Raw genomic sequence first — 21,878 nt, 5'->3', positions numbered from 1 at the left:
CATGGTGGACCTCGCGAAGATCACGGAACCCCTGTCCCTGAAGCGGTTCGCACCCGGCCCCAAGGCGCCCGTCGTGCTCGAACTCGACCTGTCCGAAGGGGTGGTCGACGAGAACCCCGGCGACCCCATCGGCCAGCTCCTCAACCGGCGCAAGCAGCACTACCTCGAGGTCGTCGAGGGCATCCGCCGCGGTGCGCGCGACCCGCACGTCGCCGCGCTCGTGGTGCGGGTGGACGCACGCTCCTTCGGGTTCGCGCGCGCACAGGAGCTACGGGACTGCATCGCCGACTTCCGTTCCACCGGCAAACCCGCGGTGGCGTGGGCCGACAGCTTCGGCGAGGGCGGCAACGGCAACCTGCCCTACTACATGGCCACCGCCTTCTCCGAGATCGTGCTGGCGCCCACCGGCATGGTCGGGCTCACCGGCCTGCAGTGGCAGCAGTTCTTCCTCAAGGGCGCGACCGACAAGCTCGACGTGGAGTTCGAGGTCGGCCGGCGCCACGAGTACAAGAGCGCGATGGACACCTACACCGAGACCGGGTTCACCGACGCCCACCGCGAGGCCGTCGACGCGCTCCTGGACTCGTTCAACGCCCAGCTGGTGGAGGGCGTCACCGAGGCCCGCGGGCTCACCGAGGAGCGGGTGCGCGAGCTCATCGGCAACGGTCCGATCCTGGCCGAGGAGGCCCTGGACGCCGGGCTCGTGGACCGGCTCGGCTACCGCGACCAGGTCTACTCCGACCTGTTGGAGAAGGTCGGCGACGAACACGACGCCGAACCCCGCCTGCAGTTCGTCACCCGCTACCACCGCCGGCACACCCCTCCGCCGCGGCCGCGGGTCGCCGGAGGCCCCGGCCACATCGCGGTGATCTCGGCCTCGGGCGCCATCACACTCGGCCGGTCCCGGCGTTCACCGATGTCGGGCGGCACCGTCATGGGTTCGGACACCGTCGGCGCGGCGTTCCGGGCCGCCCGCCAGGACCCGCAGGTCAGGGGTGTGGTCTTCCGGGTCGACAGCGGTGGCGGTTCCGCGGTGGCCTCCGACCTGATCCGGCGCGAGAGCGAGCTCACCAAGGAGGCTGGCAAGCCCGTCATCACCACGATGGGCGGTGTGGCCGGTTCCGGCGGGTACTACGTCGCCCTGGGGTCGGACGCGATCGTCGCCCAGCCCGGCACCATCACCGGCTCCATCGGTGTGATCACCGGAAAGCCCGTCTACGGCAAGCTCCTGGAGCGCCTGGGCGTGACCACCGACGCGGTGAGCCGGGGCGAGCACGCCGGAATGTTCCACCCCGACCGGCGCTTCACCGACTCGGAGTGGGAACGCATCAACGCGATCCTGGACAACACCTACGAGGACTTCGTGGCCAAGGTCGCGCGCGCCAGGGGCCGCACGTGGGACGAGATCCACGAGGTCGCCAAGGGCCGCATCTGGACCGGAGCGGACGCCCGCGAGCGCGGCCTGGTCGACGAGCTCGGCGGGTTGGAGACCGCGGTCCGTATGGTGCGCGACCGCATCGGCGAGGGGGCGCTGCCCGTGCGCGTGTTCCCGCGCCCGCACCCGCTGGACCGCCTGCGCCAGCACGAGTCGAGCGAGGACCTGGCCGCCTCCGACCCGGAGACCACGCTCAACCCGTGGGGCACACTGGCGGGCGCGGCCGCGCGCCTGGGGCTGCCCGACGCCGGCCCGCTGACCATGCCGGGATACTGGAACCTGCGCTGACCGGCGCCGCACGACGTACGACACGGGGGACGAGACAGCAGTGAGCGAGTACTTGGACGCGATGTCCGCGGTCGCGACGGGGGTGACCGTCGTGACCGTCGCCGACGGACGCGACGACATCGGCGCGACCGTGACCGCCTTCGGGTCGATCTCGGCCGAGCCGCCGGTGGTCTCGGTGAGTGTGGACTCCTCCGGTTACATGGCCGAGGTCATGGCGGAGGTGGGGGCCTTCGCGGTGAACGTCCTGGGGGCCTCGCAGAAGGCCCTGGCCGGGCGCTTCGCCGCCGAGGGGCGCCCCAGTGCCCGCCTGTTGGCCGCCAACCAGCCGCACACCCGCGGCGAGCACACGCGGGCGCTGGTGCTGGAGGAAGCACTGGCGGCGATGGAGTGCCGGGTGCGGCACACCGTCGAGGTGGGCGACCACACCGTCTTCTTCGCCGACGTGATCGGTATGCCCGCGGTGAGGGGGCAGGGGGCCGCGCTGGTGCGCCGCGTCGGCCGGTACCAAGCCATCGACTGACGCGGCTTCGCGCAGGGGGGAGCCCCGCGGCCGGCAGGACCGGGCGCGGGGCTCCTCGTCGTCACGGGGCGGGACAACCGGGGATCACGTCCCCCGTGTCCCGGTCAGTCCAGGCCGGCCTCGGCGAGCCAGTCCTGGGCCACGTCCGCGGCGTTCTCGTTGTCCACGACCACCCGTTCGTTGAGCGCGGTGACGTCCTCGGTGGTCAGCTCCGCCGAGACCGCGTTCAGGGCCTCGCGGGCCGTCTCGTCGACCTGCTCGGAGTTGACCAGGGGCGTGACGTTCTGCGCGCCGAACACGTTCTCCGGATCCTCCAGCACCACGAAGTCCTCCACCGCGATCTGCGGGTCGGTGGTGAACAGGTTCGCGGCCTGGATGTCGTCGTCCAGCAGCGCCTGGGTCAGGAGCGCGACCTCCAGGGACCGGAACTCGCCGAACTCGACGCCGTAGACGTCCTCCAGGCCGACCAGGCCCTGGTGCCGGGTCTCGAACTCGGGCGGGCCGCCGATGGTGAGGTCCTCCGCGACCCCCTCGAGGTCGGCGAGGCTCTCCAGGTCGTGTTCGTCTGCGGTCTCCTGGGTGACGGTCACCGAGTCCTTGTTCTCGGCCTCGGAGGAGTCGAGGATCTCCAGCCCCTCGGGCAGCGCCTCCTCCACGGCCGCGTCGGTCTCCTCGGGGGTGCCGCTGGGGGCGTCGTCGTCGAGGTAGGCCAGGATCGAGCCGTTGTACTCGGGGAAGACGGAGAGGTTGCCCTCCTCCACCTGGGAGTAGTACACCTCCCGGCTGCCGATGTTGAGCTGGTACTCCACGTCCACGCCCTGGGCCTCCATGGCCCGGCCGTAGACCTCGGCGAGCAGGGTGCTCTCGGGGAAGTCCCCGGAGCCGATGACGACGGTGCCGTCCCCTGCGCCGCCGCCCTCCCCGTTGCCGCCGTCCTCTCCGCCGTCGTCCTCGAAGGGGTCGCTGGCCCCGCACGCGCTCAGCAGGAGCACGGTCAGGGGCAGTGCGGCGAAGCTGATCCCGTTGCGCATGTCGTTGGTCCTTACGTGGGTGGAACCGGGTCGGTGGCCGCTACCGTGCGGAGGCGGCCAGGGATCGCAGTCCGGGGGCGACCAGGAGTCGGCTCAGACCGGCGAACAACAGGGTGGTGACCACGGCCAGGAGCACCACCAGGACGGACCCGCCGAGCATCATCGTGAGGTCCTGGCGGGCCTGCCCGTCGACGATGTACCGGCCCAGACCGCCCACCCCGACGTAGGCGGCGATGGTGGCGGTGGCCACGACCTGCACAGCGGCGGTGCGCAGGCCGTTGATGACCAGCGGGACGGCCACGGGGAGCTCCAGGCGCAGCAGCACCTGGGGGCCGCGCATGCCCATGCCCAGCGCGGCGTCCTTGAGGGCCGGGTCGACCTGGCGCACACCTTCGTGGGTGTTGACCAGGATCGGCGGCACGGCCAGGGCGACCAGCGCGATGACCACGGGCACCAGTCCGATGCCGGCCGCCAGCACGATGAGGAAGAGCACCCCGATGGTGGGCAGGGCGCGGGCGAAGTTGGCCAGGCTCGCGGTCGTGAACCCGCCGACCCCGGTGTGCCCGGTGACCAGGCCGACCGGGATCGCGATGAGCGCGGCGACCAGGAGTCCGAGCAGGGAGTACTGGACGTGCTCGGCGGTGCGCGCGGGGATCCCGCCGGGCCCGCTCCACTGGCCGGGGTCGGCGAACCAGGCCACGAGCTCGTTCAGGACGTCCATGGGCGTGCCCCGTTCCCGGAGTCGGCGGTCTGGGTCGGGTCGGTGCCCGCGTCGGCGTCGGTCGCTTCACCGGCGGGCACGGCGGCCCGGTGCCGGCGCCCGCGCCTGCCCCCGCTGCGGGCCCAGGGGGTGAGCAGGCGCTGGGCGAGCACGAGCAGGGCGTCGGTGGCGAAGGCGAGCAGGACGGTCAGCACGATGCCCACGACGATGGGGGCGTCGAACTGGCGGCGGAAGCCTTCGCTGAGGATGAGCTGCCCGAGCCCTCCGAGCCCCACGAGGGAGGCCACGCTGACCATGCTGATGGTGGCGACGGAGGCCACCCGCAGCCCGGCGATGATGACCGGGAGCGCGACGGGCGTCTCCACGGTGATCAGCCGCCGCAGCGGCCCGAACCCCATCGCGACCGCGGCCTGGCGCACGTGCTCGGGGACCTGGCGCAGCCCGTCGACCACGTTCGGCAGCAGGATGACCAGGGTGTACAGCGCCAGCGGCACGATCGCCGTCCAGTCGCTGAACCCGGTGTAGGGCAGCATGAGGAAGAACAGCGCGATGGAGGGCACCGCGTAGAGCACGTTCACACCCGTGAGCACCGGCGGATACAGGCGGGTCCAGCGAACACAGGCCAGACCGAGCGGGAGCGCCAGGGCCAGGCCGATGAGGATCGACACGTAGGCCAGGCGCGCGTGCTCGACCAGCCGCGGCCACACGCCGCGTTCGTCGTCGCCGGGGTGGCTCCAGTTGGCCACCGCCCAGTCGACGACGCCGGAGGCCCAGTCCCACACGGCGTTCATCCGGACACCGACCAGATCGCGCCGCCCAGGTCGGCCTGGGAGACGACGCCGAGCACCCGCCCGTCGGCGTCCACCCCCACGGCCCGCCCGGCCGGGGAGAGCACCGCGGCGTCGAGGGCGGCCCGCAGGGAGTCGCGTTCGACGTCGAAGGTGTGCCCGTAGGCGGTGAGGTCGAGCCGGCCCAGCTCTACGCCGGAGGGTTCGCGGCGGAGCCGGTCGGCGGCCACCCATCCGAGCGGTCGGCGGAGCTGGTCCACCACCAGGGCCCACGGTTCCCCGGCGGTGTCGACGGTGTTGAGGGCGCGTTCGACGGTGTCCTGGTCGTCCAGCACCACGTCCTCGCGGAGGGAGAGGCCGTTCGCGGGGAAGAACGCCAGGCGGCGGACCCCGCGGTCGTAGCCGATGAAGGACTCCACGAAGTCGTCGACGGGGTGTGTCAGCAGGCGTTCGGGGGTGTCGTACTGGGCGAGTTCCCCGCCGGGGCGGAAGACCGCGATCCGGTCGCCGATCCTGATGGCCTCGTCGATGTCGTGGGTGACGAGGACGACCGTCTTGTGCAGCTCGGCCTGCAGCCGCAGGAGCTCGTCCTGCAGACCGGTGCGGACCACGGGGTCGACGGCGCTGAAGGGCTCGTCCATGAGCAGGACGGGCGGGTCGGCGGCCAGCGCGCGGGCCACACCCACCCGTTGCTGCTGTCCGCCGGAGAGCTGGTGGGGATAGCGCTTGGCCTGGGAGGGTTCGAGCCCGACCAGATCCATGAGTTCGGCGGCGCGGGCCCGGGCGCGGCCGCGTCCCCAGCCGAGGAGGAGGGGGACGGTGGCGATGTTGTCGCGGACCGTGCGGTGCGGGAACAGGCCGGCCTGCTGGATGACGTAGCCGATGGAGCGCCGCAGCTGGGCCGGGTTCTGGGAGCGCACGTCCTGTCCGTCGACCAGGACCTTGCCGGAGGTGGGTTCGACCATCCGGTTGACCATGCGCAGGGAGGTCGTCTTGCCGCTTCCGGAGGGGCCGACGAAGACGGTGGTGCGGCCGCTCTCGACGGTGAGGTCGAGACCTGCCACGGCGACGGTGCCGTCCGGATAGTGCTTGGCGGCGCCCTCGAACGTGATCATCGGTGGGTGGTCTCCATTCGCGGACGGTGTCGGGGTGGCCCCGCGGGGGTTCGGGCCGTGCGCAGGTTCGCACGCTACCCACCTTCGGAGGGATCAAACGGGTGACACGCCGCAGCGCACGCAAGTCCGACAGGACAGGGGTTCCGGGGACACGGCACGGTGGCCGGCTGTGGGGCGGTGCGGGGTGTGCGGGCCCGGGGCACGGTCTGCGCAGGTCGGGCGGTGGCGGGGCGGCGAGTGCGCTGCCCTCGGGTGGGATCAGGCGCGGTTGTGCTCGGCGATCCAGGTGTCCAGGGCGAACAGGTCGTCGGCGACCACGTCCGCGCGGGCGGCGTCGGGGTGTTCGGCGTGGCGGTAGCCGTAGAGCCCGCGGCGCAGCAGGGCGGTGCGCATCCCGGCGGCGCGGGCGGGGAGCACGTCGTTGTCGGTGCGGTCCCCCACGTACAGGATCTCGCCGGGTTCGGTGCCCGGGCGGGCCTCGCGCACCAGGTCGAGGGTGCGGTCGAAGAAGACGGGGTCGGGCTTGGCCACGCCCCAATCGTCGGAGATGCCGATCCCGGACACACCGAGGTCCATGGCCGCCAGCGCGGGCCCGGCCTCGGGGGGCTGGTTCCCGGCGATGACGAGGGTGAGGTCCTGGGCACGCAGGGCAGCGAAGCCGGGGCGCACGTCGGGGTAGAGGTCCTCGGGGCCGAAGTGTTCGCGCGGGCCGTCGGGGTCCTGGTCGCGCCAGAGCGCGCTCTCGGTGGCCAGGTCGAACCCGGGCACGAACAGGCGGAAGGCGTCCAGGTGGGTTCCGCCGGAGGCGATGACGCCGCCGATGGTGCCGAAGAAGGCCAGGTGCGGAACGCCGATGCGGTCGGCCCAGCGCGCGAAGATTCGGGTCTCGTCGATCAGCGTCTCACCGACGTCGAACACCACGGTACGAATGGTCACGGTGTGGCAGTGTACCCGCGCCTCAGGACGCGTTCGGCGGGCGCAGGACCGCGAACTCGTCGGTGATCTGCAGGTTCCGGTCGCGGAAGCGGAAGAGCGCCGCGGGCCGCCCGCCCGAGCGCCCCGAGGGCACCGAACGTCCGGTCTCCTCGATCTGTCCGCGCCGCAGCAGCACCCGGCGCAGGTTCGTGGCGGCCACGTCGTGTCCCAGCGCGGAGCAGTAGTAGCCGGAGAGCTGGGACATGGTGAACTCCGGCGGGGCCAGTGCGAACCCGACGTTGGTGTAGCCGAGCTTGGCGCGCAGCCTGCGGCGCCCGGAGCGGACGACGGAGGCGTGGTCGAAGGCCATGGCGGGCAGGTCGGCGGCGGGGTGCCAGCCGGTGTCGGCGGGCACGATCGGGTCGACGTCGGCGGGCACGAGGCCGAGGTAGGCGGTGGCCAGGGTGCGGTGCCGGGGGTCGCGTTCGGGGTCGCTTCGGGTCTCGAGCTGTTCGAGGTGGGCCAGGTCGCGCACGTCGACCTTCTGCGCGAGCTGTCTGCGGATGGACACGCCCAGGTCCTCGCCGACGCCGAGTGCGCCGCCGGGCAGGGCCCAGAAACCCTCGTACGGGGGCAGTGCGCGGCGCCAGAGCAGGACGCACAGCTCTCCGTCCCGGATCTGGAGCACGACGGCGAGCGCCTCGTGGCCGAACCTCGGGGGCTGCGGTCGGCCGGGGCCCTCCTCGCCGGCGGCGGGTGCAACTGGTGCGTTCGCGTGCGGGATATCCACCCTGTCCCTTCCGTCGAGCACCATGTTAAGGTTCATCGAGTTTGTGCCTGACAGACAAAAACTCTGCTCAGGGCATGGACCACCCCCCGCACGGTCACCGGCACCGTGCTTTTCCGGCCCCCGAGGGAGCAGCGCCATGACAGCCACCGCCACCGACAGCACGAGCAGACAGGCCTGGGCCGAGGAGGTCCGCCGCCTGGCCGAGGAACGCGACGCCGTGATCCTCGCGCACAACTACCAGCGGCCCGAGATCCAGGACGTGGCCCACCACACCGGCGACTCCCTGGCGCTGTCCCGGCTGGCCGCGCAGGTCGAGGCGCGCACCATCGTGTTCTGCGGCGTGCACTTCATGGCCGAGACCGCCAAGATCCTGGCGCCGGAGAAGACGGTCCTGCTGCCCGACCCGAACGCCGGGTGCTCGCTGGCCGACACGATCACCGCCGAGGACGTGCGGGCGTGGAAGGCCGAGCACCCCGGCGCCGTGGTGGTCGCCTACGTCAACACCACCGCCGCGGTGAAGGCCGAGACCGACATCTGCTGCACCTCGTCCAACGCCGCCGACGTGATCCGGTCGATCCCCGAGGACCGGGAGATCCTGTTCCTGCCGGACCAGTTCCTGGGCGCGCACGTCAAGCGGGTCACCGGGCGGGAGAACATCCACGTGTGGATGGGCGAGTGCCACGTGCACGCCGGCATCGACGGGCACACCCTGCGCGAGCGGGTGGACTCCGAACCCGACGCGGAGGTCTACGTGCACCCCGAGTGCGGGTGCGCGACGTCGGCGCTGTACCTGGTGGGCAGCGGTGCCGTGCCGCAGGAACGCGTCAAGGTGCTCTCCACGGGCGGCATGCTCGACGCGGCCGAGCGGACCGACGCGGCCAAGGTCCTCATCGCCACCGAGACCGGGATGCTGCACCAGCTGCGCAACGCCAACGGCACCACGCAGTTCGAGGCGGTCAACGACCGGGCCGAGTGCCACTACATGAAGATGATCGACCCCGAGAAGCTGCTGAACTCGCTGCGCAACGGGACCACGGAGATCACGGTGGACGCCGACGTCTCCGAGCGGGCCCGGCGTTCCGTGGAGCGCATGGTCTCCATCGGCAGCCCTTCCCGCGGCGGGGAGTGACGCGGGAGGGGCCCGCCCCGGTTCGGGGTGCCCCGGAGAGGACTCGGCTCGGACCAGCAGGGCGACCCGGCGACCGCCCCGAGGCAGGGGCGCTTCGGTACGGCTCTCCCAGTGGCGGGGTGGCTCGGGGCACCCTCCGGGCGGCCCGAGAGCGGCGTGCCGACTGCCGGGGACCAGTGCCATGCTCCGGCGGCCGCCGGAAACCGTTCCGGGCCCCGGTTCCGGTGACGCCCTCGGGACGACCCTCCCCCTTACCCGGAGGTAGGGGTAACAGAACCCTTACCTTCAGGACACAGCTCACCGATTCCCCCACGCCACCGGGCACGCGTCGCTAGCGTCACGGGGAGAGCGGGGGGAGAATCGTGACCAGAGGGACCGAATCCGGCGAACCGACGGGCGCCGACGCACGCACGTTCCACGACGCCTTCGCCGCTCCGCTGTACCGGTACGCCTGGTCGCTGCTGGGCGGGGACGCGGAGCGCGCCACGGAGGCGGTGCACGACGCGCTCGTGGCCGCGACGCTCCTGGACGGCGAACGCGCCGCGGGCACCGCACGCACCCCCTGGATCTACGCCCTCACCCGGGCCGCCTGCCAACAGCGGGGGCTCGCACGCTCGTGTCCCTACACCCATCTGGCCACCGTCGCCGCGGAGGAACCGGTCGCGCGCATGTTCGCGCACCTGCCCGCCGGCCAGCGCGAACTGGTCGAACTCGACCTGCGCCACGGGCTGCCCCCGGCCGACGTGTCCCGGATCCTGGGCCTGTCCCCCGGCATGTGCGTGGAGCTGACCCGCTCCGCGGTGCGCAGGGCCGACGACAACCTGCGCGGGCTCCGGGACACACCCGACCCGCTGGAGGAGGACGACGAGCATGCGCCCGCGACCCTGCGGCGGCACCGTGCGGAGCGGGTCGCGTCCGCTCTGGAGCAGTTGCGTCCGCCCGGCCCTCCCCCGGGCCTGCGCGGCGAGGTCCTCGCGAGCGCCACCGACCCCGGACTCACCGTCGTGCGGGAGCGGATCGTCGCGGCGATGCGACCGCTCGACGACCTCGGTTTCCCCGCCCACCGGGTACGCACGTCCGCTGCAGAGGAGGGGGCGGACGAGCCCGGGACCGCGCCCGAGCCCCGTCCCGGAATACTGACCGAAGGACAGCGCGGCCGAGGCGCCGCGGTGGCTGTGCCCCTGCCGCGACCGCTGCCGGAGGACCGGCTGACCACGGCCGACCACCCGGTGCGTTCCGAGCACACCGCCTCCCTCGCCGCACCCGGTGAGTCGCCGACGCCGGTCGAACCCGAGCGCCCCCGGCGTGTGCTCCCCGTGGTGTCGGGCCTGGCCACGGTGGCAGCGGCGGTCGGCCTGTGGCTGTGGGCGAGCGCGCTCGGGGGTCCCGCCACCGTCGTGAGCCCGGAAACGGCCGGGCCCGATTCGTCCCCGCCCGTGTCGGGCGCGGCACCGACGGCGTCCGACGACGCACCCGGCCCGGCGCTGCGCGAGGACCCCGGGGAGAGCGCCTCCCCCAGCGACCGCGGATCCGACAGGACACAGACGCCCGGTGACGGGGCGAGCGGACCTGATGCCGAGCCGAGCGCGCCGCAGTCGCCCGGCGAGGGCGGCGGAGAGGACCGGGACGGCGCAGACGGGGGTTCGCCGGAACCGCCGCAGGACCCGCAGGACCCGGATCCGCCGCGGGACGGGGACCCGCCCGGTTCCGACCCGGACCCCGGCGACCCCGGCGACCCCGGCGACCCCGAGGCCCCCGAACCGCCCGAGGAGGAGGCGCCGGAGGAGGACAGGGGCCGCAGCGGCGTCATCGGCGGGCTGCTGGACCTGTTCCTCGGCCCGAACGACACCTAGCGCTTCCTGCGGAGATCTTGCTACCAGAGCCAACTTCAGCGCCGATACCTGCTCCAGTAGCAAGATCCCCGACCTACGGCGTGGTCAGAACCCGGCGAGCAGCCGCTCGGCGGTCAGGTGCAGGCGCTCCTCGGCCTCGTCGACGGTGCGGCGGCCCTTGAGGATCTCCACCAGCTCGAAGATCCACACGCTGGTCAGCGACCCGACGAGCACGTACCCCTCGTCATGGCGGTCCACCGGATCGACCGGGTGACCCTCCTCGTCGGTGTCCAGTGCACCGGTGACCACACGCCAGACCAGGTCGGAGATGCGCACGTCGAGCTCGATCTTGACCTCGGCCATGATGAGGGAGCGCACGAGCGCGTCGGCCAGCTCCGGCTCGCGCATGAGCCCGCGGGTGGCGCGCAGCAGCACGTCGACCGCGCGTCCGGCGGGGGTGTCGGCCGTGGGAGGGCGGCGCACGATCCCGCCCTCGAGCAGGTCGAGCTCCTCGGTGACCACGGCGACCACGAGGTCCATCTTGGACGGGAAGTAGCGGTACAGGGTGCCCAGAGCGACCCCGGCCCGTTCGGCGACCGAGCGCATCTGCATGGCCTCGACACCGCCGCGCACGGCCAGCGCCGCGGCGGTCTGCACGATGCGTTTGCGACGCTGGGTCTGACTTCGCGACAGCGTTCCGGTCGGCGCCTGCACGGCCACAGGATCTCTCCCATTCCTCTTCGGCCCGCGCGCTGCCCGTCCGCCGCGGCCCTGGAACCCAGCTCACCGGCGCCTCAGCCTCCGCGCGGGCGCCTCAATGAGAACACGTTATCCGAGCCATTCCCGCGCGCGCAGCCGATCGAACCCATGATCCGCGCCTCATCATGCGACGTGGCAGTGGTTATACGAGAGTCGGAGGAGAGTTTTCACCCCTTCCGTCCAGGCTCAATAGAATATGTTCTATTCGCCTCCACCTGCCGCGTCGACCCCGACCTGCCCCGTCGGCCCGAGACCCGCGCCAGTACCATCGAATCCGATTCGGTTTCGACAGGAGAGGTGTCAGGATGCGAGAGATGCCCCGGGTCGAGGAGCTCGGCCACGGCGTCTGGAGCCTGCCCGTGCCCATCCCCGGCAACCCGCTCGGCTTCACCTACGTCTACCTCGTGTCCGGCGACGACGGCGCGGTCCTCGTCGACACCGGCTGGAACCACGAGGAGTCCTGGGACGCCCTCACCCGCGCCGTCGAACGGACCGGCCACAGCATCGAGGGCATCCGGGGCGCGGTCCTCACCCACTTCCACCCCGACCACGCCGGCCTGGCCGGACGCCTGCGCGCGGCCTCCGGCGCCTGGATCGCCATGCACCCGGCCGACATCGACATCACCGAACGCCTGGCCGCCGAACCCGCACACGAACGGGTCACCGCCCTGGCCGGCCAACTCCGCCGCGCAGGGTTCCCCGAGGAGGACCTGGCCGCCTTCGCCGCCGAGACCGACCTCCCCGAACCCTCCGCCGTGCCCGACCTGGCCCTCAAGGACGGCGACACCGTCGACCTGCCCGGCCGCACCCTGCGCGCCGTGTGGACCCCCGGCCACAGCCCCGGGCACCTGTGCCTGCACCTGGACGACGCCGACGTCTTCTTCACCGGCGACCACGTCCTACCCCGCATCACCCCGCACGTGGGCCAGTTCCCCCTGCTCTCCACCGACGGCGACCCCCTCGGTGACTTCATCGCCTCCCAGGCCGCCGTCGGACGCATCCCCGAGGCCGACCGGCTACTGTGCCTTCCCTCACACGAACACCGCTTCACCGGTCTCTCCGAACGCGCCGGGGCCATCGCCGAACACCACGAGGAGCGCCTCGACGAGATGTCCGCCCTCCTCCGCCACGCGGGCCGGGCGACCCTGTGGCAGATCACCTCCGGCCTCACCTGGCGCCGCCGATGGGCCGACATGCGCGTGCGCGCCCGGCACATGGCCGCCGCCGAGACCGTCGCCCACCTGCGCCTGCTCGAGGAGCGCGGGCGCGCCACCCGCACCGGCACGCCCGACCTCCCGTTGTGGGCCGCCGTCGCCGCCCCCGCAAGCCCCGCATAAGATCCGGTCCCAGACCCGGCCCGCCCTCCGCACCGAACCCAACTGCCGAGTAACATGTGGTCGCCCACGCCTGTTCACCGGCGGGCACCCGCTCCGCGCCGCAGACGACCGCGTCCCCTCCGGCGGCCCGCGGCGCAGGCCGGCCACCGAGCCGCGGCCCCTCCCAGGGCCGGCGGCGGGGCACGGGCGGGACGGGCCAGCGAACCGACGAAGAGGTGGACTCTTGACCCTGCCGGTCGACAACACGGGACCGAGCCCACGGCCCTCCCACACGCGCCCCCTACGCGTGGCCCTGCTCTCCTACCGGAGCAAGCAGCACGTCGGCGGACAGGGTGTCTACGTCCGGCACCTGTCCCGCGAACTCGCCGCGCTCAGACACGACGTCACCGTCCTGTCCGGCCAGCCCTACCCCGTGCTCGACGAGGGCGTGAAACTGGAGAAGATCCCCTCCCTCGACCTCTACAACGACGCCGCACCCTTCACCGCCCCGCCCCTGCGCGAGTGGCGCGACTGGATCGACGTGCTCGAGGTCGCCACCATGTGGACGGCCGGTTTCCCCGAACCTCTCACCTACTCCCTGCGCGCCAACCGCGAACTCCGGCGCCGCCTGGACGACTTCGATGTGGTCCACGACAACCAGACGCTCGGCTGGGGCCTGCTCGGCATCCGCGCGGCCGGGCTCCCCCTGGTCACGACCATCCACCACCCCATCAGCGTCGACCGCCGCATCGAGCTCGAGGAAGCCCGCGGCCTGCAGAAGCTCACCAAGCGCCGCTGGTACTCCTTCGTGCGCATGCAGGCGCGCGTGGCCCGCAAGCTCGACCCGATCCTGGTGCCGTCCCAGTCCTCCGCCGACGACATCGCCCGCGAGTTCGGTGTGCGCCCCGAGCACATGGAGGTCACCCCGCTGGGCGTGGACACCCGCCACTTCCATCCCCGCCCGGACACCGCACGCGTGCCCGGCCGCATCGTGTGCACCGCCAGCGCCGACAGCCCCCTCAAGGGCGTGGCCGTGCTCCTTCGCGCCGCCGCCCGGCTGGCGGAGGAACGCGACATCAGCCTCACCGTGGTCAGCAAACCCCGGGAGGACGGGCCCACCGACCGCCTCGTCGACGAACTCGGGCTGCGCGACCGCGTCGAGTTCGTCAGCGGCATCGACGACACCGCCCTGGGCGACCTCATCGCCTCCGCGGAGGTCGCCGTCGTCCCGTCGTTCTACGAAGGCTTCTCCCTGCCCGCCGTGGAGGCCATGGCGTGCGGGACCCCGCTGATCGCCAGCCATGCCGGCGCCCTGCCCGAGGTCGTGGGCACCGACGGCGACGCGGGCCGCCTCATCGCCCCCGGCGACGACGAACTCCTCGCCAAGGAGATCGGCGCCCTCATGGACGACCCCGACGAACGTGCCCGCATGGGCGCCGCCGCGTGGGACCGGGTCCAGGAACGCTTCACCTGGCGTGCCGTCGCGGAGCTGACCGCCCGGCGTTACGCCGCAACGATCGACGGGGCCGCCCCGCACCCGACCAGCACCGACCCGACTCGCCCTAGGAGCCTCCACTGATCACCGTCGACTTCTCCCTGTTCCCCGTCGGCCCGGGCGACCGCGTCCTCGACCTCGGTTGCGGCGGCGGCCGCCACGCCTTCGAGATCTACCGCCGCGGCGCGGACGTGGTCGCCTTCGACCAGAACGTCGAGGACCTCGCCGAGGTCGAGACCATGTTCGGCGCGATGAAGACCGAGGGCGAGGCGCCCGCGTCCGCGAGCGCCGAGACCGTCAAGGGCGACGCCCTCGACATGCCCTTCGACGACGGCAGCTTCGACCGTGTCGTGGCCGCCGAGATCTTCGAGCACCTGCCGCACGACACCGCCGCCATGAAGGAGCTGTACCGGGTGCTGCGCCCGGGCGGCATCGCGGCCGTCACCGTGCCCAGTTTCCTGCCGGAGCGCCTGTGCTGGGCCCTGTCGGAGGACTACCACACCAACGAGGGCGGGCACATCCGCATCTACACCCGCGCCGAGCTGGAGGCCAAGCTCAAGGCGACCGGGTTCGTGATCGGCCCGCACCACCACGCGCACGCCCTGCACGCCCCCTACTGGTGGATCAAGTGCGCCGTGGGCACCGACAACGACGACCACCCTGCGGCCAAGGCCTACCACGAGATGCTCGTGTGGGACATGCTGCAGGCGCCCAAGGTCACGCGGGTGGCCGAGAAGCTCCTCAACCCCGTCATCGGCAAGAGCGTGATCGTGTACGTGCGCAAACCGCTCGGTACCGCGTGAGGCCGCAGATGACCGCCCCCGCGCCGGGAACGGCCGAGCCGCGACCGCTGCGCCTGCCGGGTGTGCTCACGGGCGACGAGCTCCGGCGTTCGGCGGACTACCTGGTGCGCTGCCAGGAGCCCGGCGGTGCGATCCCGTGGTTCCCGGGCGGCCACACCGACGTGTGGGACCACGTCGAGTGCGCCATGGCCCTGACCGTGACCGGGCTCGAGGTGCCCGAGCACGCGGAGGCGGCCCTGCGCGCGTACCTGTGGTTGGAGTCCTCCGCGTGCCCGGACGGCGGGTGGCCCGCCAAGTTCCGGCAGGGTGAGCCGGCCACCACACTGCGGGAGGCCAACCACGCCGCCTACCCGGCCGTGGGCGCGTTCCACCACTTGCTCACCACAGGCGACACCGGTTTCGCCCGCCGCCTGTGGCCGACCGTGGAGAGCGGGCTGGAGTTCGTGCTGGCGTTGCGCGGGGACCACGGGGAGATCCTGTGGGCGCGTTCGGAGGACGGCTCCCCCGGCGACCACTCGCTGCTGACGGTGTGCGCGAGCGTGCACCACGCACTGCGGTGCGGTGCCGCGCTCGCCGACCGCCTGGGCGAGCCGCGGCCCGCGTGGACGCAGGCGGCCGACCGGTTGGCCGATCTCATCAACGGCCATGAGGACCTGTTCGCCGACCGCAGCCGGTTCTCGATGGACTGGTTCTACCCGGTCCTGGGCGGTGCGGTGCAGGGGACCGCGGCCAAGGAACGCCTCAACGAGCGCTGGGACACCTTCGTCCTGCCCGGCCTGGGCGTGCGGTGCGTGAGCGACCAGCCGTGGGTGACCGCCGCCGAGTCCTCGGAGCTGGTGCTCACCCTCGCGGCCATGGGCGAGACGGACGCCGGGACCCGGATCCTGCGGGACGTGCAGCACCTGCGCGACCCCGACGACGGCGTGTACTGGACCGGGTACCAGTTCGCCGAGCAGGTCCGGTGGCCGCTGGAACGCAGCACCTGGACGTCGGCGGCCGTGATCCTGGCCGTGGACGCCCTCACCCGCACCACCGAGGGCTCCCGCGTCTTCCTGCACACCTGGGCCTGAGCACGCCGGGTGGGTCGCCGACCCACCCGGCCGCGGCCGACAGGCCACAGGGCCGGCCTCCGCCGACACCACCCCGCAGGGCGTCCGACCGCCGGTTTCCGCCAACGACCGGGCCCATGCCTCGGCACGTGGCTCCCCCACACCACCAACGCGGGAGTCGCGCCTCCGGCGCCCCGACCACGACGCCTGCAGGACGCTCACTCGCGCCGCAGCACCGAGGGACCTCCGGGGCCTCCGACCTTTCCCGGTGCATCCCGGACACGAGAAGAGGGCGCCCCGCCCGTGCGGCGGTGGCGCCCTCCCTCGTGTGCGAGGCTCAGTCCTCGCTGCGTGCCATCTGGTCACCCGGCTCGGGGTCCTCCGGGATACCCGGCTCCTCAGGCGGATCCGGGATCTCGGGGTCGTCCTCGCCCGGCGGCGGGAACTCCGGCGGGGGCTCCTCCTCCGGCGGCTCCTCCTCTGGCGGGGGCTCCTCCTCCGGCGGCTCCTGGGGCTCCTGCGGCTCCTCCTCGGGCTGCTCCTCCGGCTCCTGGGTGGCGGTGTCCGGCGCCCAGTTCTCCGTCGTGCCCTCGTTGGCCGGCGGCGGGAACTCGCCCCGCTCGTAGCCCTCCATCGCCCGCGACATGTAGTTGTTCCACAGGGTCGCGGGCAGGCCGCCACCGGAGATGTTGTGCCCGGGGATCGAGAAGCTCTCGTTGTCCCCGCTGTAGACACCCACCGCCGTCGACAGCTGCGGGGTGTACCCGACGAACCAGGCGGCCACGCTGCCGTCGGTGGTCCCGGTCTTGCCCGCCGTGGGGTGCTCGGCCAACCGCGCCGCCGTGCCCGTACCGCCGTTGACGGCCTGCTCCAGCGCGTGGGTGACGTCCGCGGCGGTGGACTCCTCCAGGGCCCGGTTGCTCTCCACCTCGGGGCGCTCGTTCTCCCCCTCGGTGTTGTTGATCTCCCGGATCACGTGCGGCTCGACGTGCACACCCTCGTTCGCGAAGGTGCCGAACCCGCTGGCCTGGTCGACCGGGCGCACACTCACCGCACCCAGCGGCATGACCGGAACCAGCTGGTTGTCGTCGATGCTGCCCTCGGGGAACCCGGACGCATAGGCGGTGTCCCGGATGTTCTCGTACCCGACCTCACCGGCCAGCTCCACGAAGCCCAGGTTGTTGGACTCCTGCGTGGCCTGGGTCAGGCTCATGACGCCGCCGGGGTCGTTGCCGGCGTTCTGCACCCGGGACCCCTGCACGTCGCGCGGGCCGCGCCCGTCCACCCTCGAGTCGAGGCTGTAGCCCTCCTCCAGCGCGGTCGCGAGCACGTACGGCTTGAACGCCGAACCGGCCTGCGCGGCACCGTGGAAGCTCGTGTCGTACTGGTTCTCGAGGTAGTCGTCTCCCCCGTAGAACGCCACGACCTCGCCGGTCTCCGGGTCGATGGTGGTCATGCCGAGGTTCACGCCCTCGGGCACGCTGTCGTGCGGGACCGTCTCCTCGACCGCGTCGTGCGCGGCCTCCATCATGTCCTCGTCGAAGGTCGTGACGATCTCGTACCCGTGGCGCTGGACCATGTCCTCGGTGAAGCCGAGCCGCTCGAGCTCGTTCATCGCCTCCTGGAGCATGTAGCCCTTGTAGCCGCTCACGTCGGTGCCGTCGGCCGGGCGTTCGGCCTCGGGAACCGGGAACTCCATCTCCGCGGCCTCGTCCTCGGTGATCGCACCGGTGGTGACCATGCCGTCGATGACGTACTGCCAGCGGCGCTCCAGCGGCTCGGTCGAGTCCAGGACGTCGGCCTCGCCGAACGGGTGCGGCTGCTGGATCGCGGCCGCCAGGAACGCGGCCTCCTCGGGCGTGAGCTCGTCGACGTCCTTGTGGTAGTAGGACTCCGCGGCGGCCTGGATCCCGTAGGCCTGTCGACCGAAGTAGATGGTGTTGAGGTACTGCTCCATCACCCACTCCTTCGACTCGTCCTGGTCGACCTTGATGGAGATGATGATCTCCTGGATCTTGCGGCCGACCGACTGCTCTCGGGAGACGCCCTCGTAGTAGTTGCGCACCATCTGCTGGGTGATGGTGGACCCGCCCTGGACCTGCTGCCCGGTGACGGTCGACCACACGGCGCGGGCGGTGCCGCTGACGGACACACCCGGCTCGCTCCAGAAGCCGCGGTCCTCGGCGGAGATCATCGCCTCGACGACGTGGTCGCCGCCGGCGGTCATCTCGTCGTAGGAGATGGGGTCGCGGTTGGTGCCGCGCTCGGCGAACTGGGTCTCGCCGTCCGCGAAGTAGAACGTGGAGCCCTGGTCGGTGGCCTCGGCCTGAGCGGCGTCGGGCACGTCGACCGTGGTGTAGAGGTAGGCGAACCCGCCGATGCCCAGGATCAGGAAGACACCGATGACGATGAGCACGGGACGCAGGATGCGCCACCACATCGGCCGGTTCTTCTTCTTGTCGGCCTTGGAGCCCGGGCCCTTGGGTCCCCCGGGGCCGCCGGAGGCCTCGGAACCGTCGGAACCGGTGCCGTCCGAGCCGGAGCCCGCGGCGGACTGCCCCTCACCGGCCCCTCCCTCGGCCGCCTCAGCGGTACCGGCCGCAGCGACCCCAGCGGCGCCCGCGGCAGCAGCACCGGCGGCCGCGGCTCCGGCTGCGGCACCCGCGCCGGAACCCTCGTCCTCCTCGCCCTCGGGCTTGTCACCTGCGGCGGCGGGCTCGGACTCGTTCTCCTCGGAGTACTCGGAGTAGCGCTGCGGTGCAGGCCAGAACGAGGTCTCGGCGTCGGCGGAGCCGTCCTCACCGGACGTGCTGTCGTCGGAGGTGCTGTCCGAGTCGCTGGGTCCCTGCCCTTCCGGGGCGGGGCCGGCCACCGGTTCGGTGCTCGGCGGGGCCGCGGCCGCGAAGATCTCGGTCCTGGCCTCGTCGTCGGTCGCGTCCGTGTCCCCCTCGGACGCGGAGCCGGCGGACGTGGCACCGGCGCTCTCGGCGGCGGACTCGGTGTCCTCGTCGGGGTCGGGCAGCGCGAAGGGCTGCGTGGCGGGCGAGGCGTCCTCGCCGTCGGCGTCCCCGGCGCTCTCGGTGGAGGCGGTCCCCGCGGAGGCTGCGGAGCTGCTCACGTCGTCGTCGGAACCGCTGTCCGCGGTGTCCTCACCCGAGTCGTCGTCGGTTCCCAGCGCCGGGATGACCTCGGTGGCCGGGGCGGGGTCGGAGGATCCGGCCCCCGCGCCGTGCTCGTCGGAACCATCGTCGGAGGTGTCGGACTGCTCGGAACCGCTGTCGTCGCCCTCGGAACCGTCCGCGGTGCCGTCCTCGGACCCGGCGTCGTCCCCATCGGCCGTCGCCGCGGCCGCGGTCGCACCCGTGCTCGCACTCGCGGCAGCGGCTGCGGCCACGGCGGCAGCACCGGAACCACCGGTGTCGACGGTGGCGGACGCGTCCTCGTCCTCGGTGTCCTCATCAGCGGAAGCAGCGGCACTGCTCTCGTCCGAGTCGGACTCGGCATCGGCCTTCTTGTCCTCGGCGGAAGCGTCACCGGATTCGCTCCGGTCAGCTGCTTCGCCCTGGTCTCCGGACGCTGCCGCGCTCGCACCGGACGCCGCAGCCCCGGACACGGATTCGTCGTCGGAGCCTTCGTCGTCCGAGGCGGACGCGTCGGTGTCCTCGGCGTCGGCGTCGGACTGAGCCGCGCTCGCCTTTGTGCTGTCGGGCTTCTTGTCGGAGATCTCGGTCCCGTCGGAAGGGGAGGCCGCCGTGGCCGCACCCGCATCGTCGGATGCATCGGCACGGTCAGACGCCTCGTCCTCGGGGCCGTCCTCACCCTTCTCGGCGGAGCTGTCGCCGGAACCACCGTCGGCCTGCTCGTCGGCCGCCTCGGTGTCGGCGTCCGCGTCCTCGTCCGACGCGCCTTTGTCGGAGCCATCACCCGCGGCGGTCGCACTCGCCGCAGTGGCGGCGGCCGCTGCAGCAGCGCCGCCGGACGCGGTGTCGACCGTGGCGGACGCGTCCTCGTCCTCGGGGTCCGACACGTCAGTGTCATCGCCGTCGGCCGGCTCGTCCTTCCCGGCGGCGGGGGTCTCCTGCTCGGCCGAGGACCCGTCGTCCGAGGAGGTCCCGGAGGTGTCGTCGGAGGCACTCTCCCCGGCGTCACCACCGTCGTCCCCGGATCCGGTGTCGCCGTCCTCGGAGGAAGCGTCATCCCCGGAGGGATCCCCCTGGGACGTGTATCCCTGCTCGGCGAGGCTCTGGGCCACGCGGTCCCTCATGAAGGTCCCGCTGGTCTTGAAGGCGATCGCGCCGCCCGGAACGAACTCGGGTTCCGGCCCGTCGTCACTGTCGCCACCGTCGTCCTCGCCGGCGGGCTCGTCCTCGGCCCCGCTGTCGCCGCGCTCCCGGTCCTCGGCGGGCTCGCTCCGGCCGTTGCCGGTCTCGGGCGCCTCACCGTCGGTCCCGGTTCCCTTGGGCAGCTCTTCAGCAGAGGTCTCGTCCGTCTCCGGCGTGTTCGTCTCGGGACGCTGCCCATCCGTCCCGCCGTCGCCGTATGCGCTCTTGCTCAGCTCCCCGCCCCCATGATCAAGTCATGTACGGCACCATGCCGTCCTGGTGTTCGACGCGCGAGTGCCCCTGATCGTTCAGTCGAAGTCAGTACCGAAGCGGTATTTCGGGGAATAACGCCGCCATCGCCGCACCCTCACCAACACGATACCCGGCCGTAACCACAGCACGGCCGGATCCGTGACCATGCACGACCTTCTTACCGAAGGCTTACCCGGAACATGCGTGTCGGGGAAGGAGTGTTGGTGCATTCACTGGCCGGCGTGGCCCAGCACTCACAGATCCAACAAAGAATAACCGCTCTCGCATAAGGAGACCGTGTACGGAGTTGGACCTCCGCACACGGATCGTGGAGAGCGTGGTCACATGCGGGCGGTACGGCGCAGGACCCTCATCGAACCGACCGCTCGGACCTCCTCGAACTCACCGGACTCGAGCGCCCGGCAGTAGATGTTGTACGGCGGACGTCCGCCGTCGGCGGGGTCGGGGAAGACGTCGTGGATGACAAGTGCGCCACCGTCGGCGACGTGCGGGCTCCAGTGCGTGTAGTCGTTCTGGGCCGCCTGCTCGCTGTGCCCGCCGTCGATGAAGAGCATCCCGAGGGGCTTGCCCCAGACCGAGGCCACGTCGACGGACGATCCGACCGCGGCGATGATCTCGTCGTCCAGGCCGGCGTCACTGATGGTGCGGCGGAAGTGCGGAAGGGTGTCGAACCGTCCGGTCTCCGCATCCACGAGTCCGGAGTCGTGGAACTCCCATCCGACCTGGTGTTCCTCCGAACCCCGGTGGTGGTCCACCGTCACGATCTTCGTTCCTGCCTCACGCGCCGCGGCGCCCAGAAAGATCGTGGACTTACCGCAATAGGTACCGATCTCCACGACCGGACCGAGGTGCGCAAACTCCAGAACGGTCTCGAACAGGACCGTTCCTTCACCGGTGGGCATGAAACCCTTGGCCGATTCGGCTGCGTCGAGGAGCTCGGAGGGAATTGTCTTCGTCATGGCCCGATTCTCCCACCGAACGCTGTTCGACCGTTCTCCCACCCCACCACAGAGGCCCGGACGCCATTCACATGTTCACAAGTGTGGGCACAAAAAAAGGGGAAGGACCCCGAAAACAGGACCCTCCCCCTTCAAAGAAAAACCGTGGCAGCAACCTACTCTCCCACCCCACCACAGGGCAGTACCATCAGCGCAAGGAGACTTAACGACCGGGTTCGAAATGAGACCGGGTGTGACCCTCCCACCATAACCACCACGGAAACCAAACACCCACACCCACACCACCAACACAACAGTCAGCAGCCCAAGCACGGGAAAACCGTGTGAACAAGTATGCG

Annotated in this window: 17 protein-coding genes and 1 rRNA gene; 8 read left to right on the top strand and 10 right to left on the bottom strand. The window is 71.8% G+C overall.

All coding sequences use genetic code 11. The annotated features are described in order from the left end of the window. Position 1 precedes the first annotated feature (1 nt). Both sppA and IDM40_RS24730 read left to right on the top strand, forming a co-directional pair. Positions 2-1,723 carry a signal peptide peptidase SppA gene (gene sppA / locus IDM40_RS24735; RefSeq protein WP_193124467.1) on the top strand — a complete coding sequence of 574 codons (1,722 nt, stop codon included), beginning with the start codon at positions 2-4 and terminating at the stop codon, positions 1,721-1,723. A gap of 61 nt (positions 1,724-1,784) precedes the next feature. Further along, complete coding sequence (locus IDM40_RS24730; RefSeq protein WP_193124512.1) at positions 1,785-2,243, top strand: flavin reductase family protein; 459 nt, start codon at positions 1,785-1,787, stop codon at positions 2,241-2,243. 104 nt (positions 2,244-2,347) lie between these two features. On the opposite strand, the gene IDM40_RS24725 is transcribed toward IDM40_RS24730, so the two are convergent. From IDM40_RS24725 to IDM40_RS24700, 6 genes are all read right to left on the bottom strand, one after another. Next, positions 2,348-3,274 (bottom strand): ABC transporter substrate-binding protein, encoded by a 927-nt coding sequence (locus IDM40_RS24725; protein WP_193124466.1) that lies wholly within the window; start codon positions 3,272-3,274, stop codon positions 2,348-2,350. Between the two features lie 40 nt (positions 3,275-3,314). Further along, positions 3,315-3,995 (bottom strand): ABC transporter permease, encoded by a 681-nt coding sequence (locus IDM40_RS24720; protein WP_193124465.1) that lies wholly within the window; start codon positions 3,993-3,995, stop codon positions 3,315-3,317. Next, a complete protein-coding gene (locus IDM40_RS24715; RefSeq protein ID WP_193124464.1) occupies positions 3,983-4,786 on the bottom strand; it encodes an ABC transporter permease in 804 nt (267 codons plus the stop codon). Before IDM40_RS24715 ends, IDM40_RS24720 begins: the two co-directional genes overlap by 13 nt. Then, positions 4,783-5,898 (bottom strand): ATP-binding cassette domain-containing protein, encoded by a 1,116-nt coding sequence (locus IDM40_RS24710; protein ID WP_193124463.1) that lies wholly within the window; start codon positions 5,896-5,898, stop codon positions 4,783-4,785. Before IDM40_RS24710 ends, IDM40_RS24715 begins: the two co-directional genes overlap by 4 nt. Before the next feature lie 258 nt (positions 5,899-6,156). Continuing rightward, complete coding sequence (locus IDM40_RS24705) at positions 6,157-6,834, bottom strand: HAD family hydrolase (RefSeq protein ID WP_193124462.1); 678 nt, start codon at positions 6,832-6,834, stop codon at positions 6,157-6,159. Positions 6,835-6,856: 22 nt separating this feature from the next. After that, positions 6,857-7,603 (bottom strand): NUDIX hydrolase, encoded by a 747-nt coding sequence (locus IDM40_RS24700; protein WP_407940044.1) that lies wholly within the window; start codon positions 7,601-7,603, stop codon positions 6,857-6,859. A gap of 136 nt (positions 7,604-7,739) precedes the next feature. On the opposite strand from IDM40_RS24700, the gene nadA reads away from it, so the two are divergent. Continuing rightward, entirely contained in the window at positions 7,740-8,732 is a 993-nt protein-coding gene (gene nadA / locus IDM40_RS24695) for a quinolinate synthase NadA (protein WP_193124461.1), read from the top strand. Positions 8,733-9,094: 362 nt separating this feature from the next. Then, on the top strand, positions 9,095-10,585 hold the full coding sequence (locus IDM40_RS24690; RefSeq protein ID WP_193124460.1) for a sigma-70 family RNA polymerase sigma factor: 1,491 nt from the start codon (positions 9,095-9,097) through the stop codon (positions 10,583-10,585). 84 nt (positions 10,586-10,669) lie between these two features. On the opposite strand, the gene IDM40_RS24685 is transcribed toward IDM40_RS24690, so the two are convergent. Beyond that, positions 10,670-11,284: a TetR family transcriptional regulator gene (locus tag IDM40_RS24685; RefSeq protein WP_193124459.1), complete on the bottom strand. Its 615-nt coding sequence runs from the start codon at positions 11,282-11,284 to the stop codon at positions 10,670-10,672. A 344-nt stretch (positions 11,285-11,628) separates the two neighbouring features. Between IDM40_RS24685 and IDM40_RS24680 the strand changes: the two genes are divergently transcribed. The 4 genes from IDM40_RS24680 (at position 11,629) to IDM40_RS24665 (ending at position 16,007) form a co-directional block, all read left to right on the top strand. After that, a complete protein-coding gene (locus IDM40_RS24680) occupies positions 11,629-12,660 on the top strand; it encodes an MBL fold metallo-hydrolase (protein ID WP_193124458.1) in 1,032 nt (343 codons plus the stop codon). Between the two features lie 223 nt (positions 12,661-12,883). Further along, positions 12,884-14,218, top strand: a complete 1,335-nt coding sequence (locus tag IDM40_RS24675) for a glycosyltransferase family 4 protein (RefSeq protein ID WP_193124457.1) — start codon at positions 12,884-12,886, stop codon at positions 14,216-14,218. Then, positions 14,215-14,937 carry a class I SAM-dependent methyltransferase gene (locus IDM40_RS24670; RefSeq protein ID WP_193124510.1) on the top strand — a complete coding sequence of 241 codons (723 nt, stop codon included), beginning with the start codon at positions 14,215-14,217 and terminating at the stop codon, positions 14,935-14,937. Before IDM40_RS24675 ends, IDM40_RS24670 begins: the two co-directional genes overlap by 4 nt. 8 nt (positions 14,938-14,945) lie before the next feature. Further along, a complete protein-coding gene (locus tag IDM40_RS24665) occupies positions 14,946-16,007 on the top strand; it encodes a glucosidase family protein (RefSeq protein WP_193124456.1) in 1,062 nt (353 codons plus the stop codon). A 316-nt stretch (positions 16,008-16,323) separates the two neighbouring features. Here IDM40_RS24665 and IDM40_RS28395 read toward each other — a convergent pair whose 3' ends face one another. The 3 genes from IDM40_RS28395 to rrf all read right to left on the bottom strand — a co-directional run bounded on the left by IDM40_RS28395 (position 16,324) and on the right by rrf (position 21,798). Then, entirely contained in the window at positions 16,324-20,250 is a 3,927-nt protein-coding gene (locus tag IDM40_RS28395) for a transglycosylase domain-containing protein (RefSeq protein WP_235997918.1), read from the bottom strand. Between the two features lie 651 nt (positions 20,251-20,901). Beyond that, a complete protein-coding gene (locus tag IDM40_RS24655) occupies positions 20,902-21,540 on the bottom strand; it encodes a class I SAM-dependent methyltransferase (RefSeq protein ID WP_193124455.1) in 639 nt (212 codons plus the stop codon). A gap of 142 nt (positions 21,541-21,682) precedes the next feature. Next, positions 21,683-21,798 (bottom strand): 5S ribosomal RNA (gene rrf / locus IDM40_RS24650). Positions 21,799-21,878 lie beyond the last annotated feature (80 nt).

The organism is Nocardiopsis coralli, from assembly GCF_014892575.1.
Lineage (GTDB): Bacteria > Actinomycetota > Actinomycetes > Streptosporangiales > Streptosporangiaceae > Nocardiopsis > Nocardiopsis coralli.
The sequence above is the reverse complement of the archived record's forward strand: the minus strand, read 5'-3'. Positions and strand labels throughout refer to the sequence as shown.